Source organism: Ruegeria sp. BH6 (assembly GCF_056538105.1).
The window spans coordinates 20,073-34,893 of the sequence record NZ_JBQFSR010000004.1 but is presented as its reverse complement, the minus strand read 5'-3'; the positions used below and the strand labels follow the sequence as shown (position 1 = coordinate 34,893).

Sequence of the window (14,821 nt, the reverse complement as noted above, 5' to 3'; positions counted from 1 at the left end):
CTTTAGAAAGGACCAGCGCAATGACCCATATTCCGGGGATCGTAATCACAGGGGCTTCGGGCCGTATGGGGCAGATGCTGATCAAGACCGTCACCGACAGCGATCAGGCGCGTTTGGTCGGTGTGGTCGAGCGTACAGGCCATGATTGGATCGGTCAGGACGTGGGCACGGCCATGGGCGGTCAAGCGCTGGGCGTCACCGTGACCGATGACCCGCTTGAGGCATTTGCGCAGGCGCAGGCAGTGATCGATTTCACAGCACCCGAAGCGACGCTGGAATTTGCCGCGCTGGCCGCGCAGGCGCGCTGCGTGCACGTGATCGGCACCACCGGCATGTCGGATGAGCAGATCGCAGCGCTGGAGCCAGCTTCGCGCCATGCCGTTATCGTGCGGGCCGGGAACATGAGCCTTGGGGTCAATTTGCTGGTGCAACTGACCAAGAAAGTTGCCGCCGCGCTGGATGAGGATTTCGACATCGAAGTGATTGAAGGGCACCATCACCACAAGGTCGATGCGCCCTCGGGCACTGCGCTGATGCTGGGTGAGGCCGCCGCCGAAGGGCGCGGTGTCAATCTGTCCGACGTGTCCGACCGGGGCCGCGACGGGATCACCGGGGCCCGTAAACGCGGAGACATCGGATTCCACGCCATTCGCGGTGGCGACATCGTCGGCGAGCATGACGTGCTGTTCGCCGCCCCCGGAGAACGCATCGTTCTGCGCCATCTGGCCACCGACCGCGCCATCTTTGCTCGCGGTGCCCTAAAGGCGGCGCTATGGGGGCAGGGCAAGGCCCCCGGCCAGTATGACATGGTGGATGTGCTGGGGCTGTAACCCCGTTTAGCGGAATGCGGCCAGACCGGGCGGTTCTGCACCATCCTGTTCTGCCGTTGCAAAGAGCAGCCCCAATCGTTGATCCCATGTCGGGTACTGGCCGGTCCGGGCATAGGTCAGGCGCTCGGCCCCGATGGAAATGCCAAGGGGCGCGGCCTCACCTCCGATCACGATCTCGCCGATCTCGGTCCAGTTGGCGGACGGAGGATAGGCCGTGGGGGCGAGTTCATCCGTATCACCGACGCGGTAATAGACGCCCATCGTCACGATGTAGGCATCGCCAAACGGATCAGGAAAGAAAAAGCCCGAGGCATCGCGGGCGGCCAGGGCCTCAATCTCATCGCGCAGCAGCACTTTTTCGGTAAAGGGTAGGGCCATCTCGTCCAGCACCGTGCGCATATCCTCGGACTGCGGCACGCTGACAAAGGCAATGCGGGTGGGGTCAAGATCGAAGGCTTCGGTCAAAATGCGCATCATCAGACGCGTCGTTGCTTGACCGTCTGTGTCTGCGGGATGGCAGCCGACCTCATGAAATAGTGGCAACACGTCCGCACGAGATTTCTCACTGACATCGGCAACCCGAGCCAACGGTTGAATGACAAAAGCGTTCGAGGGCAGCGCGGATTGGTCAAAATCGTGCCGCAGCCCCTCGTTATAGTCATCGCGCCCGGAAGCAACGGACAGTGGCGCTGCTTCGTTGAACCCAAGCCCCGAGAATGTTTTTCTCAGATGATCCAGCGTCGTGCTGAATTCCTGTTCGAACGCCGCATTCTGGTCTTCCGCTGCTGTTGCCACGCGCGGCAACAAGGTTCCGACCGTTGCTGCGGTTCCCAGCTGGACAACTTTGCGCCTGTTCCATCCCATCGGATACCTCCCGTGCCTGTTGGACGTGGCATCAGAGTATCACAGATGTTTGGGCTAAGGGTTAAGGGTTTCTGAAGACAGGCTTCCTGAGGTGCAGTTACAGATCCTTCACCTTATCTTCACGCAGCGGGCAGGCCAGATAAACACCGAATTCTGTGCCGATATCTGCGCTGACCCTTGCGTGAACCCGGCCCTGCCGGTCCAGAAAACGTTGATTGTCTTCGACGGGGAAAATCCCTTCGTGCCAGATACCGGGATGGATATAGAGGCCGCGCGAGCCGTCACACCAGAACGCGACCACCTTTTCGGGGGTCAAATTGTCCCCGGGCAGCGCAGCGGGAACGATGAAGGGCTTGTTGTCCAACGGCCAGAACATCTGTCCGCTGTCTGGGTGATAGTTCATATGCCACAGCAGCACCTGATCACGCGGCGCGGTTTTCTGGTCGGTCTGTGCCTGTTGCGGGTCGGCGGACCAGCCCAGAACATAGTGGCCCTTAACCGCCTCGTTCTCACCATACAACACGTCGCCCTGCCAGTCGCATTTGAACGTGCCCTCAACCCAGCCACCTTCATCGCCGGTACCCTCGTCGATGGGGCGCCAGCCCTGTTGGGGCCAGCGAGAGATTTCGATCTCGAAGCCGTCCGGGTCATCGACCAGACAGCCATAGCCCTGGACCGACGCGTCTGTGGCCCGGATCAAGGGCACCTCATGCCAGGGCAGGGACGGCTTTGAACTGGCCTCAAAGATATATTCGGGGGCGTTCATGCCGCCCCCAGATGTTTGTCGACCATGCGTTGCACCATCGGCGCAAAATGGGTGAAATCAGGTGTTTCCATGTCTGCACGCTTGCCCGCTTCGTCCAGATAGCGGACCTGAATGATCTCTTTCAGGTTCGGGTTCGCCTCGAATTCCGCGACTTCTTCGGCGTTCATTGGTCCGCCCTGCAGTTCCAGTGTATGGACCGAAGCCGTGGACAGACGGTTGAAATAGTCAGGCTTGGTGGCACAGAGATACCGTTTGGCCGCCACATGATAGCGGCAGCAATCGGTGATGACTGACGGGAAGAACTGTTCCAGAACTTCGGCCCCCGCATCCTCGTGGTGGCGATCCTCGGTATCGTCGGGGTGATAAGTGCCGAACTCGGATGTGAAATGGCCGATATCGTGCAGCAGCGCGCCAACGATGATTTCCTCGGACTGGCCGTTCTGTTCGGCAATTGTGGCGCCTTGCAGCATGTGTTCTGCCATCGTGACCGGTTCACCCAGATATTCCTCGCCGCCACGACGGTCGAAGATATCCCCGATAAAGGCCACGATGTTGTCGCGGTTGAGGGTTGAGAAATCGGGTTTCATTCCGCTGCCTCCGGTTGCGCCATGTCCATCGCCGCGAGCGTCGACAGCAGCCCATCCTTGTCGGCATAGCAGCCTTGTAGCCAACGCGATCCTGCGCCGGAATAGCCCAGCCGCGCGTGTAGGACGCGGGTGTTGTCGACGATGAAGCTTTCACCCGGTTCCAGCTTGAACGACACGCCCATGGCCGGATCGTCGATGATCTCGCCAAGTTGGCGATAGGCAGCATAGTAGGCTTCCATCTGATCGAATGGCACGTCAACAAACGGGGCGGAAGACCGATTGTTGAAGCGGATGCCGACTAGCTCACCGTCCGGCGACAACTCGATCATTGGGCGGCGAGACCGCAGGCAGATGCCGTCCGAACCTTTGTATTCAAATCGCGCGGGATAGCCTGCCAGCAGGGCGAAGCCTTCGGGGTTCTGATCGCGCAGGATTTCGGCGGCACGGAAACCATCGACTACAATGGAATCGCCACCTTCGGCACTGTTTTCTAGACAATAGAGGATTTGCAGCGTCGGCACCGGGTCACGATAGGGGTTGTCGGTATGCGCCTGAAGACCAAGGCCAGTATAGGCTAGGTTGGTCGGGTTTACCTCGGTCCGAACCTCAAAATAGGGGCCATAGTTGGTTTCGCGGACGTAGCCGAACAGATCGGCCACCTTCAGCAGTGATTCCGGCTCAGTCGGGCCGCCGGTCAGCTTGGCAAAGCCGAACTCGGCCACTGCAGCCAGCCAGTCGCGCTTGGCGGCGGGATTGGCGTGGACTTCATCCCAATCAGCACTTGGCGCTTCGATGCCGCGTTCCCACGTGGTGATGCCATGTGCGACACGGCCTGTTTCTAAGGACCGGGCGCAATCATAGACGTGATCGGCCAGCCAAGCGGCGGGGAAGGTCACGGTCTTGTCTTCGGGCTGGAAAGTGACCGTTAGATCGCCATTGCTGATCTCGGCGGAGCTGACTGAAATATCGACGGGAATGTCGCTGATGGTGATCAGACGCTGACCGTTTCCGCGCGCGCGTGTCTCCGGATCCAGCGCATTATCGCGCAGCCAGATCGCGTGGAAACGGGCCTGAGTACCGGTGTCAAATTCAACAGTCAAAACCGAAGTATCGTGATTGGCAGTGCGCAGCATGGGGGATCTCCTGTTCAGCGCGGGCTTTGATTGAGCAGATACGCCTCTTGTGGCATTAACACAATTAATCCTTCTTTCGGCTGAGGCTTGGAAAATCTTATGGCAAAGAAAAAAATCGGATTGCCGCCGCTGGATTGGCTGCGCGTGTTTGAGGCCGCCGGTCGGTTGGGTGGTTTTTCCGCCGCCGCCCGAGAATTTGGCCTGACACAGGCAGCCGTCAGTCAGCGGATCGGTAACCTGGAGGCTTGGCTGGGCCGGTCCCTGTTCGTGCGCGAGGCACGAGGCGTGTCACTGACGGTTGAAGGTGAAAGCTATCTGCCGCTGGTGCAAGAGAGTTTGCAGGCGTTGGAGCGCAACACCGAAGATTTGTTCGGCAAATCCCCGCAAGAGCTGCGCGTCGCGGGCCTGTCTTCGAACATCCACGCGCTGGTTCTGCCTGGGCTTGCCCGGTTTCAGGAAACGCGACCCAATGTGCGGGTGATGACCGACTCGGTGGCGCGCCGGTCGTCCTTGGATGAGGAGCGGACCTGGTTGCAAATCCGCTATGGGCGTGGGGCCTGGCCCGGTCGGGATGCGGCCCTGATCGCCCGCGAGGTTCTGGTGCCGATGGCCGCGCCCGGTGTAAAATGGGGGGTGCCGCTGATTGAGCTGCGTGGCGAGCGCCCGGCGTGGCGGGACTGGGCGCGTAAGACGGGGCATGACGAGATGCCGCCGTCACAAATCAGTTTCGATTCGATGGAACATGCCATTTCGGCGGCCCGGCAGGGGATTGGAGTGGTGCTGGGCTCGGTGCCTCTGGCCAGCGCGGATTTGCAGGCCGGTCGGCTGTGTCGGCTGGATCTGCCCGATTTGCAGACCAAAGACGGCTATTGGCTGACTTGGCCCGAAGAGCGGGTCAAATCGAAAAAACAGCGTGCCCTGATTGCCGATTTTCTGCAGGCCCTTCAGGGCTGATCAATCAGAAATCGACGGCGATGCCCTTTTTTTCCCAATCGCCATAGCGGGCCGGATCAGGGCCGTCGCGCCCGCCCAGTTCCTTGGGCATCTCTTTTGCTTCTGCCTCGGCCTTGCTGCGGCGTTCTTCCGCCTCGGCCAGGGCGCGCTGGGCGGCGGGGGGCAGGTCTTTGTGGTCGTCATTCGTGGTGTCGGGCATGACATCGGGTTCCTTTCCGGGCACGGGCTTGATATACGCCCCCGTCCGCCTTTGGCAATGCGGACGAGAGTCACATCAAAGGCGGTTTCATGTCCGACAACGCAACAGCGGCGCGACGCAGCGCGATCTATCTGTTGGATCAGATATTGGGTGAGGGGCGGCTGTTGTCCGAATGTCTGGCCGCAGGCGCGTTGGATCGACTGGCCCCCGAGGACCGCGCGCGGGCGCAGCGTTTGACCTTGCAAACCCTGCGCGGTTTGGAACGAGCTGACCGTCTTCTGGACAATCACCTTAACAGGACGCCTGCTCTGACCGTCCATAACGCGCTGCGCCTGGGCGCGGTTGAGTTGTGCCAGGGTGAGGCCGCGCATGGTGTCGTGAACTCGATGGTCGAAATTGTGGGGCGGTCGCGCAAACATGGCCGGCTCAAGGGGTTGGTCAACGCTGTGCTGCGCAAGGTTGCCGCCGAAGGGCCGGAAGCCTGGCCCAAGATGCGGGTGCCGCGCCTGCCGGACTGGCTGCGCGAGCCGCTGATCATGGCCTGGGGCACTGATGCCGTTGCAGGCATGGAGCAGGCGCATTTCACTGGCGCACCGCTGGACCTCTCACTGAAACCGGGGGCCACGGGACCGGGTGAGGCACTGCCGACCGGGTCGATGCGTATGCAGGATGCGGGGCAGGTCTCAAACCTGCCGGGGTTTGATCGGGGCGACTGGTGGGTGCAGGACGCGGCGGCGGCGTTGCCGGTGCGTGTGCTGGCGCCAAAGGCCGGGGAAACCGTGCTGGATCTGTGTGCTGCACCGGGCGGCAAGACGCTGCAAATGGCGGCAGCCGGGGCCAAGGTGACGGCTCTGGATATTTCGGAGTCCCGACTGGAACGAGTACGCGAGAACCTCAAACGCACTGGCTTACAAGCGCAAGTCATCGCTGGTGACGCGCTGGAGCATCAGGGCCAGTATGACGCGATCCTGCTGGACGCACCCTGTTCGGCCACCGGAACCATTCGGCGCCACCCGGACCTGCCCTTTGCCAAGGACGGCTCGGAATTCGGCGGGTTGATTGAATTGCAGGCGCAGATGCTGGCCCATGCCTGGACCCTGCTGAAACCCGGCGGACGGCTGGTCTATTGCACCTGTTCCCTGTTGCCTGACGAAGGCGAGGTGCAGATCGAAGAGGCGCTGGAACAATATCCCGACATGAGCATCGACCGCACCGCGCTGGACGTGACCGGGGTGGATCAAAGCTGGATCACCGAAGAAGGTGGCCTGCGTCTGCGGCCCGATTATTGGGCGGATCGCGGTGGCATGGACGGGTTCTATATCGCCTGCCTGAACAAATCCGCCTGATGGCACGCTTTTCGATGACTTGACGATCACACCGGTCTATCGTTGGGTCTCAGGCGCCAGCAGAGCGTGAGAGGCAGAGTAACGAGCGTCATGTCAAACTCAGATACCATGACAAACCGGTGGACGCGGTTTCAGAACCGTCTGTATGCGCGGCTCAGTCAGCGGCGCAAGGCCGCTGCCGGCTTCGTCACCGAGCCTGAACCGCGCACTGTGGGATCGTTTGCCCGGGGGCGGCAGCTGGTCGCTGGAAATCTGCTGTTTGCCGGGTATCTGGTCGAGGCACAGGATACCGGCCTGTGGGACGTCACCGCGCCCAGCACCGGCTTTGACAATGAGCGCCACGGTTTTGCCTGGCTGGATGATCTGGCCGCCGTCGGCGATATGCGGGCGCGGGAAAAGGCGCAGCGTTGGGTGTGGGGTTGGATCGACGCGCATGGCCGCGGGCAAGGGCCGGGCTGGGCACCCGATCTGACCGGCCGACGGGTGATGCGCTGGATCAACCACGCCGTCTTCCTTCTGCGCGGAATGGATGACAAGCAGAGCGCTGTGTTCTTTCGCGCGTTGGCGCAGCAAACCTGGTTCCTGTCCAAACGCTGGAAAGCGGCCACGCCAGGCCTGCCCCGGTTCGAGGCTCTGGCCGGTCTGGTTCAGGCCGGACTGGCGCTGAAAGGGTTGGAGCAGATGGCTGACCCGGCCCTGCGCGCCCTGGCAAAGGAATGCGAACGGCAGATCGACGCGCAGGGCGGTATTTCCACCCGCAACCCTGAAGAGTTGCTTGAGGTGTTTACCCTGCTGTCCTGGACCTCGGCCGCGCTGAGCGATCAGGGGCGGGGCACCCCCGGCGCGCAGGCCGATGCGATCAAACGCATGGCGCCGACGCTGCGCAGCCTGCGCCATTCAGACGGCGCATTGGCCCGCTTTCATGGCGGCGGGCGCGGGATCGAAGGGCGGCTGGATCAGGCGTTGGCTCAAAGCGGGGTTCGCCCGCAACACGCAACTGGGTTGGCGATGGGGTTTGCACGGCTTTACGCGGCCCGGACCAGCGTGATCGTCGATGCTAACGTGCCGCCCAAGGGGGCTGCATCTTTTAATGCCCATGCCTCGACACTGGCGTTTGAGCTAACTTCGGGGCGGCGGCCACTGATTGTGAACTGCGGATCAGGCGAAAGTTTCGGAACGGAATGGCGGCGAGCCGGGCGCGCAACACCTTCGCATTCGACCCTGTGCCTGGATGGCTATTCTAGCGCGCGTTTGACACCAGCGGGGAATGGAGGTGAACGAGAGGCTTTGGTCGATGCACCGCAAGACGTGCCGATTGATTTCGAAGAGGCATTCGAAGGCACCCGCTTTATGGTCGGGCATGACGGCTATACCAAAGTGTTCGGTCTGACCCATGCGCGTACGTTCGAGCTGCGATTTGATGGGCGAGAACTGACGGGCGAGGATATTCTGCTGACAGCTACCGACAAGGCCAAGCGGCAGTTTGACCGGGCGCTGGACGCTTCGGGCCTGAACGGGATCGGGTTTGATATCCGGTTTCACCTGCATCCAGACGTGGATGCGGCCATTGATTTGGGCGGCGCGGCGGTGTCGATGGCGCTCAAAAGTGGCGAAATTTGGATTTTCCGCCATGATGGCGTGGGAAAATTATCCGTTGAACCAAGCGTTTACCTTGAAAAAGGCCGTTTAAAGCCACGCGCGACAAAACAGATCGTTCTATCCGGGCGCGCAATGGAGTATGCGACCCGCACCCGGTGGACGCTGAGCAAGGCACAGGATACAGCCTATGCCGTGCGCGATCTGCACCGGGACGAGCCCGAGTTTGACTGACGCCAAAAGGACCTTTGGACCCATGACTGATCTTCACCCCGTGCGCCGCGCGTTGCTTTCCGTTTCCGACAAGACCGGATTGATCGAGCTGGGAAAGGCGCTGGCCGAGCGCGGGGTCGAGCTGCTGTCGACCGGCGGTACAGCCAAGGCGCTGCGTGATGCAGGGCTTGAGGTGAAGGATGTCAGCGAGATCACCGGTTTCCCCGAAATGATGGATGGTCGGGTCAAGACTCTGCACCCGATGGTGCATGGCGGCCTGCTGGCGCTGCGCGACAACGACGGCCACGTGGCTGCGATGAATGAACATGGTATTGGCGCGATCGACTTACTGGTTGTAAACCTCTATCCGTTCGAGGCGACGGTGGCCAAAGGCGCAGGCTATGACGAGTGCATCGAGAACATCGATATTGGCGGCCCTGCGATGATCCGTGCGGCCTCCAAGAACCATGCCTTTGTGAACGTAGTTGTGGATGTCGAGGATTACTCTTCGCTCCTGGATCAGTTGGAAGAGAATTACGGCAAGACATCCTACGGTTTCCGCCAGTGGCTGGCGCAAAAGGCTTACGCCCGGACCGCAGCGTACGACACCGCGGTTTCGAATTGGATGGCCGACGCACTGCAGCTTGATGCGCCCAAGCGCCGCGCCTTTGCCGGTGAACTGAAACAGACCCTGCGCTATGGTGAGAACAGTCATCAACAGGCGGCTTTCTACACTGATGGAACCAACCGTCCGGGTGTGGCGACCGCCGTTCAGCACCAGGGCAAGGAGCTGAGCTATAACAACATCAACGACACCGACGCAGCATTTGAGCTGGTGGCCGAGTTCGATCCTACAAAAGGTGCGGCATGTGCGATCATCAAACACGCCAACCCTTGCGGTGTTGCCACAGGCGCGACCTTGCTGGACGCGTATAAGTCGGCATTCGATTGCGATCGTACTTCGGCATTTGGTGGGATCGTGGCGCTGAACCAACCGCTCGACGCGGAAACCGCACAGGAAATCACCGGGATTTTCACCGAAGTCGTGATCGCCCCCGGTGCATCGGATGAGGCCAAAGCGATCTTCGCGGCCAAGAAGAACCTGCGCCTTCTAACCACCGAAGCCCTGCCGGACGTGGCCGCAGGCGGCAAGACCGTGCGTCAGGTAGCGGGTGGCCTGTTGGTGCAGGACAAGGACAATGGTTTTGTCGGCATGGACGATCTGAAGGTCGTCACCAAAAAGGCGCCGACCGAAGAGCAGATGCGCGACCTGCTGTTTGCCTGGAAAGTGGCGAAACACGTTAAGTCCAACGCCATCGTTTACGTGAAAGATGGCGCGACTGTTGGCGTTGGTGCAGGCCAGATGAGCCGCTTGGACTCTGCCATGATTGCCGCCAAGAAGGCCGAACGCATGGCCGACGCACTCGGCTTGCCGCAGCCGCTCACCATCGGCTCGGCCGTTGCGTCTGATGCATTCTTCCCCTTCCCTGACGGGCTGATGGAAGCCGCTGAGGCTGGTGCGACCTGTGTCATCCAGCCGGGCGGTTCAATGCGTGATGACGAGGTGATCGCGGCCGCGGATGAGGCCGGATTGGCAATGGTCTTCACCGGCATGCGCCACTTCCGCCACTGATGCGCTCTCGTATTCTGCTCTGGGCCGCGCTGGCCGCGTTTGCGATCGACCAGATCAGTAAGTATCTGGTCGTTCACGTGATGCGTGTGGCCGAGGGCAATATCGATGTGCTGCCGCCGCTCTTGGTGTTCAAATACGGTGAGAATCGGGGCATCAATTTCGGCCTGTTCCAAGGCGACAGCGACACCGCGCGTTGGGTGCTGATCGGCATCTCGCTGGCTGTTGCGATTGGCGTGCTGATCTGGCTGATGCGGACAACCCCGTCCAAGCTGATGTTGTTTTGCGGCGGGTTGCTGATTGGTGGCGCGCTTGGGAACGTGGTGGATCGGGTGCTGTACGGCTATGTTCTGGATTTCCTGAACATGTCCTGTTGCGGCCTCAACAATCCGTTCGTTTTCAACCTGGCCGATGTGTTCATCTTTGCGGGTGCTTTCGGACTTGTGTTGTTCGATGGCAAAAAGCCCTCGTGACGCGCCGGGTGATATGCGATAAAAGCGCCTGAAACTGGCTGGAGACTCTGATGCGGTTGCCGCGTTCCATTTTTGCTGTGACATTGGCCTTTGCGGTTGCCGGGTGCTCGGATATCGGTTTGCGCCATCTTGAGGCACCGGGGGACGGACCGGATGAGTTTTCGGTCATGCCGGTCAAACCGCTGACCCAGCCCAAGGACTATAAGTTCCTGCCTGCGCCCACACCGGGCGGTTCCAACCTGACCGACCCAAACCCCAAGGCGGATGCCGTGGTGGCGCTGGGCGGTAGCGAAGCGGCGTTGAACCCGAATGCCGCAATTCCTGCATCTGATGGCGCGCTGGTGACGGCTTCAAGTCGCTATGGCGTACCATCCAACACGCGTCAGGTCGTCGACACCGAAGACGCCGAGTTTCGCAGAAAGCAGGGCCGCTTGACCCGTCTGCGCCTGTTCAAGATAGACCGCTATTCGCAGGTTTACAGTCGCGAAGCACTTGATGCCAATCGGCAGAACGAAGCAGCGCGTCAGGCCGGGATTGAGACGCCTTCGGCCCCACCGGCTGATGAATAAATCTTAACTTTCCGTCATCACCCTTGAACCTGCGCACCACAACCGTAGTTTGAACACCATCAAACGAAACGGAGGACGCCCCATGGTTCGGGCCCTGGCATTATCTGCCGCCCTGTTCGCCGCCACCCCTTTGCTTGCCAAGGAAGGGCACGAGGCGGTTACCACTTTCACGCTGGATAACGGCATGGATGTCGTTGTGATCGAAGATCACCGCGCCCCGGTCGTGCAGCACATGGTCTGGTATCGCGCCGGATCTGCGGATGAGCCTGTTGGTTCGTCCGGTGTGGCGCATTTCCTGGAGCATCTGCTGTTCAAGGGCACCGATACGCTGGCACCGGGCGAGTTCTCCGCTACCGTCGCCGCCAATGGTGGCAATGACAATGCTTTCACCTCCTATGACTACACTGCCTATTTTCAGCGCGTAGCTGCCGACCGGTTGGAGTTGATGATGCGGATGGAGGCGGACCGGATGCGCAATATCCGCCTGAGCGAAGAGGATATCGCAACCGAGCGTGACGTGATCCTTGAAGAACGCAACCAGCGTACCGAAAACAGCCCGCGGGCGCTTTTTGGCGAGCAGATGAGCGCGTCTCAGTACCTTAACCATCGTTACGGCGTGCCGATCATCGGCTGGAAGCACGAGATGGAGACGCTGGACATGGAGGATGCGCTGTCCTTCTATCAGACCCATTACGCGCCCAATAACGCCATTCTGGTGGTGACCGGCGACGTGGAGCCGGATGAGGTCAAAACTCTGGCCGAACAGTATTATGGCGTTATCCCCGCCAACCCGGACTTGCCTGAACGCGTACGTTCGCAGGAACCGCCACAATCGGCCGAACGTCGCCTGACCTTCAAGGACGCGCGTGTTTCGCAGCCTTATGTCCAGCGCAGCTATCTCGCGCCCGAACGGGATGCCGGTGCGCAGGAAAAAGCCGCCGCGCTGTTCCTGCTGGCCGAATTGCTGGGGGGCAGCACCACGTCCTACCTGAACGAAAAACTGCAATTCGAACAGCAAAAGGTCGTTTATACGGGTGCCTTCTATCGCGGCGTCTCGCTGGACGACACGACCTTTGATCTGCTGGTCGTCCCGGCCCAGGGCGTGTCGCTGCAAGAAGCCGAAGAAGCCATGGATCAAGCCGTCGCCGACTTCATCGCTGAAGGTGTGAACGAAGAAGACCTTGACCGGATCAAGATGCAGCTGCGCGCCGCTCAGACTTATGCGCGCGATAACGTGGACGGGATCGGCAACCGCTATGGCCGCGCCCTGACCAGCGGCTTGACGGTCGAGGATGTACAGGCGTGGCCCGATATCCTGCAGGCCGTGACCGGGGAAGAAATCATCGCCGCCGCCCGGGAAGTTCTGCAGCCCGAGGCGTCGGTCACCGGATGGCTGATGCGCGACGATGAGGTGACGCAATGAATCGGATTTTTGCAACCCTGATCGCCATTGTCGTCGCGCTGCCCGCATGGGCTGAGATCGAGATCGAAGAGGTCACCTCACCCGGCGGTATCACCGCATGGCTGGTCGAGGATCACTCGATCCCCTTCACCGCGCTGGAACTACGTTTTCGCGGTGGTACCTCGCTGGACGAACCCGGCAAACGCGGCGCCATCTATCTGATGAGCGGTCTGATCGAGGAAGGCGCAGGTGACATGGACGCCCGCACCTACGCGCGCGAGTTGGAATCACTGGCGGCCTCGTTCCGGTACAATGCGTCGGATGATTCCGTTTCGATTTCGGCGCAATTTCTGACTGAGAACCGGGGCGAAGTCATCGACCTGTTACGCACCACGATCCACGAGCCTCGGTTCGATGAAGACGCGGTTGAGCGGGTGAAGGCGCAGATTCTGTCCGGACTGCGCTCGGACCAGACTGACCCCAATGACATTGCCGGGCGCAATTTTGCACAGATGGCATATGGCGATCACCCCTATGGGTCCGAGGGCAAAGGCACGATCGAAAGCGTCAGCGCATTGAGCCGTGATGATGTGGTCACCGCCTATGACAATGTGTTCGCCAAGGACCGCCTCTATGTCGGTGCGGTGGGCGATATCACCCCCGATGAGCTGGGTGCGCTACTGGACACGTTGCTGGCCGACCTGCCTGAGGCCGGAAAACCCATTCCGGGCCGCGCTGACGTGGACATCCCCGGTGGCGTCAGCGTGGTCGAGTTCGATACGCCGCAATCCGTGGCCCTGTTTGGCCACGCGGGGATCGACCGGGACGACCCGGATTTCTTTGCCGCTTTTGTTCTGAACCACATTTTGGGTGGCGGTGGTTTTGAGAGCCGCCTGATGCAGGAAGTGCGCGAAAAGCGTGGCCTGACCTATGGCGTCGCGACCTATCTGGTACCCAAGGATCTGGCTTCGGTCTATCTGGGCTCGGTGTCCTCGGCCAATGACCGCATCGCCGAAGCGGTCGAGGTGATCCGCGACCAGTGGGCGCGTGCCGCGACCGAAGGTGTGACTCAAAAAGAGCTGGACGACGCCAAGACCTATTTGACCGGAGCCTATCCGTTACGGTTTGATGGCAATGGCCCGATCGCCGGGATCATGGTCGGTATGCAGATGGAAAACCTGCCCATCGACTATATCGCCACCCGCAACGACAAGGTGAACGCGGTGACGTTGGACGAGGTGAACCGCGTGGCCAGTGAATTGCTGGACCCCCAGGGGCTGCATTTCACTGTTGTCGGCAAACCCGAAGGTTTGGAAACCACAAACTGATCAAAGGGGGCTGAGCAACGCTCAGCCCTTTTTCCCCGCTGCGCTGCGCAGCATCTGCCCCATCATCTGCCCGAACTTGCCGGACCCGCGCTGATACAGCGCGCCATCAACGGACAGAACTGTGCCACTGATATAGCTGGCCATGTCCGAGCTGAGGAACAGGCAGGCATTGGCTACATCCTGTGTATTTCCCCAACGCCCCAGCGGCACATCGCGGCGCAGTTCCTCGTGGGCGTTTTCCGTTGGTGCCAGACGCCGTGCGCCTTCAGTTCCTTCAATAAATCCTGGCACTACCGAGTTCACGCGGATGCCTTCGATCCCCCATTCCATCGACAGGGTGCGAGTGATCTGATCGACCCCGGCTTTGGCCGCGCAAACATGGGCTTGCCCTTCGTAGGGCAGAAACGCCTGTGGGGCCGAGATATTGATTATGCTGGCGCCGGGGCGTTTGAGGTAAGGATAGGCCCCCTTCATCACATGAACGGTGCCGATCAGGTCGATATCCACCACGGTCTTGAACGCATTGACCGACATTTCGGAGGTCAGGGCCGGGAAATTCCCCGCCGCGCCAGAGACCAGAACGTCGAAATCACCCAAAGCGTCATGGAATTGTTTTAGCCCGTCCGCCACTGCCTGCGCATCGCGCACATCAAAGGCTGCGCCAACTACTTCGGCTGCGCCGGCCTCTTTCAGTGCGGCAAGCGTGTCATCGACCTTGTCCTGCGACCGGCTAGCAACGGCCAGTTTGGCCCCCGAGGCCGCAAACGCCTCGGCAATGCCGCGGTTGATGCCGCTGGTCCCACCAATCACGATGACGGTTTTTTCTGCGAAGTCCATTTAGGTCTCCCTAGTTGTGATCAGCCACGTTTCCTTGACTCAGTTTGCCGCGCATCTCTTCAACCATTGGGATCACGAGGCTGTCGACGTTCGC

Annotated in this window: 15 protein-coding genes; 9 read left to right on the top strand and 6 right to left on the bottom strand. The window is 60.6% G+C overall.

Going from position 1 to position 14,821, the window contains the following annotated elements; genetic code table 11:
• Nucleotides 1-20: 20 nt before the first annotated feature.
• On the top strand, nucleotides 21-830 hold the full coding sequence (gene dapB, locus ACR0B8_RS10460; protein WP_480658587.1) for a 4-hydroxy-tetrahydrodipicolinate reductase: 810 nt from the start codon (nucleotides 21-23) through the stop codon (nucleotides 828-830).
• A 6-nt stretch (nucleotides 831-836) separates the two neighbouring features.
• Here dapB and ACR0B8_RS10455 read toward each other — a convergent pair whose 3' ends face one another.
• The 4 genes from ACR0B8_RS10455 to tmpA all read right to left on the bottom strand — a co-directional run bounded on the left by ACR0B8_RS10455 (nucleotide 837) and on the right by tmpA (nucleotide 4,180).
• Nucleotides 837-1,694, bottom strand: coding sequence for a hypothetical protein (locus ACR0B8_RS10455; protein ID WP_170360715.1), 858 nt, complete (start codon nucleotides 1,692-1,694; stop codon nucleotides 837-839).
• A 97-nt stretch (nucleotides 1,695-1,791) separates the two neighbouring features.
• Nucleotides 1,792-2,460 carry an ureidoglycolate lyase gene (locus tag ACR0B8_RS10450; RefSeq protein WP_226689114.1) on the bottom strand — a complete coding sequence of 223 codons (669 nt, stop codon included), beginning with the start codon at nucleotides 2,458-2,460 and terminating at the stop codon, nucleotides 1,792-1,794.
• Nucleotides 2,457-3,047, bottom strand: a complete 591-nt coding sequence (tmpB, locus tag ACR0B8_RS10445; protein WP_170410706.1) for a (R)-1-hydroxy-2-trimethylaminoethylphosphonate oxygenase — start codon at nucleotides 3,045-3,047, stop codon at nucleotides 2,457-2,459. Before tmpB ends, ACR0B8_RS10450 begins: the two co-directional genes overlap by 4 nt.
• Nucleotides 3,044-4,180, bottom strand: coding sequence for a 2-trimethylaminoethylphosphonate dioxygenase (tmpA, locus tag ACR0B8_RS10440; RefSeq protein WP_480658589.1), 1,137 nt, complete (start codon nucleotides 4,178-4,180; stop codon nucleotides 3,044-3,046). The genes tmpB and tmpA overlap by 4 nt, the downstream gene beginning before the upstream one ends.
• 99 nt (nucleotides 4,181-4,279) lie before the next feature.
• Between tmpA and ACR0B8_RS10435 the strand changes: the two genes are divergently transcribed.
• Nucleotides 4,280-5,134, top strand: coding sequence for a LysR family transcriptional regulator (locus ACR0B8_RS10435; protein WP_480658590.1), 855 nt, complete (start codon nucleotides 4,280-4,282; stop codon nucleotides 5,132-5,134).
• Nucleotides 5,135-5,138: 4 nt separating this feature from the next.
• On the opposite strand, the gene ACR0B8_RS10430 is transcribed toward ACR0B8_RS10435, so the two are convergent.
• Nucleotides 5,139-5,333 carry a DUF1674 domain-containing protein gene (locus ACR0B8_RS10430; protein ID WP_170349812.1) on the bottom strand — a complete coding sequence of 65 codons (195 nt, stop codon included), beginning with the start codon at nucleotides 5,331-5,333 and terminating at the stop codon, nucleotides 5,139-5,141.
• A gap of 89 nt (nucleotides 5,334-5,422) precedes the next feature.
• Between ACR0B8_RS10430 and ACR0B8_RS10425 the strand changes: the two genes are divergently transcribed.
• The 7 genes from ACR0B8_RS10425 to ACR0B8_RS10395 all read left to right on the top strand — a co-directional run bounded on the left by ACR0B8_RS10425 (nucleotide 5,423) and on the right by ACR0B8_RS10395 (nucleotide 13,890).
• Nucleotides 5,423-6,679 (top strand): RsmB/NOP family class I SAM-dependent RNA methyltransferase, encoded by a 1,257-nt coding sequence (locus tag ACR0B8_RS10425; protein WP_480658591.1) that lies wholly within the window; start codon nucleotides 5,423-5,425, stop codon nucleotides 6,677-6,679.
• Nucleotides 6,680-6,769: 90 nt separating this feature from the next.
• Nucleotides 6,770-8,509, top strand: a complete 1,740-nt coding sequence (locus ACR0B8_RS10420; RefSeq protein ID WP_170577884.1) for a heparinase II/III family protein — start codon at nucleotides 6,770-6,772, stop codon at nucleotides 8,507-8,509.
• 22 nt (nucleotides 8,510-8,531) lie between these two features.
• Entirely contained in the window at nucleotides 8,532-10,121 is a 1,590-nt protein-coding gene (gene purH / locus ACR0B8_RS10415; protein WP_170360699.1) for a bifunctional phosphoribosylaminoimidazolecarboxamide formyltransferase/IMP cyclohydrolase, read from the top strand.
• Nucleotides 10,121-10,591 (top strand): signal peptidase II, encoded by a 471-nt coding sequence (gene lspA, locus ACR0B8_RS10410; RefSeq protein WP_170349816.1) that lies wholly within the window; start codon nucleotides 10,121-10,123, stop codon nucleotides 10,589-10,591. The genes purH and lspA overlap by 1 nt, the downstream gene beginning before the upstream one ends.
• Nucleotides 10,592-10,641: 50 nt before the next feature.
• Complete coding sequence (locus tag ACR0B8_RS10405; RefSeq protein ID WP_170349817.1) at nucleotides 10,642-11,160, top strand: DUF3035 domain-containing protein; 519 nt, start codon at nucleotides 10,642-10,644, stop codon at nucleotides 11,158-11,160.
• A gap of 82 nt (nucleotides 11,161-11,242) precedes the next feature.
• Nucleotides 11,243-12,583, top strand: a complete 1,341-nt coding sequence (locus ACR0B8_RS10400; RefSeq protein ID WP_170349818.1) for a M16 family metallopeptidase — start codon at nucleotides 11,243-11,245, stop codon at nucleotides 12,581-12,583.
• On the top strand, nucleotides 12,580-13,890 hold the full coding sequence (locus ACR0B8_RS10395) for a M16 family metallopeptidase (protein ID WP_170396517.1): 1,311 nt from the start codon (nucleotides 12,580-12,582) through the stop codon (nucleotides 13,888-13,890). Before ACR0B8_RS10400 ends, ACR0B8_RS10395 begins: the two co-directional genes overlap by 4 nt.
• A 21-nt stretch (nucleotides 13,891-13,911) precedes the next feature.
• Here ACR0B8_RS10395 and ACR0B8_RS10390 read toward each other — a convergent pair whose 3' ends face one another.
• Complete coding sequence (locus ACR0B8_RS10390; RefSeq protein ID WP_480658592.1) at nucleotides 13,912-14,727, bottom strand: SDR family oxidoreductase; 816 nt, start codon at nucleotides 14,725-14,727, stop codon at nucleotides 13,912-13,914.
• Nucleotides 14,728-14,821 lie beyond the last annotated feature (94 nt).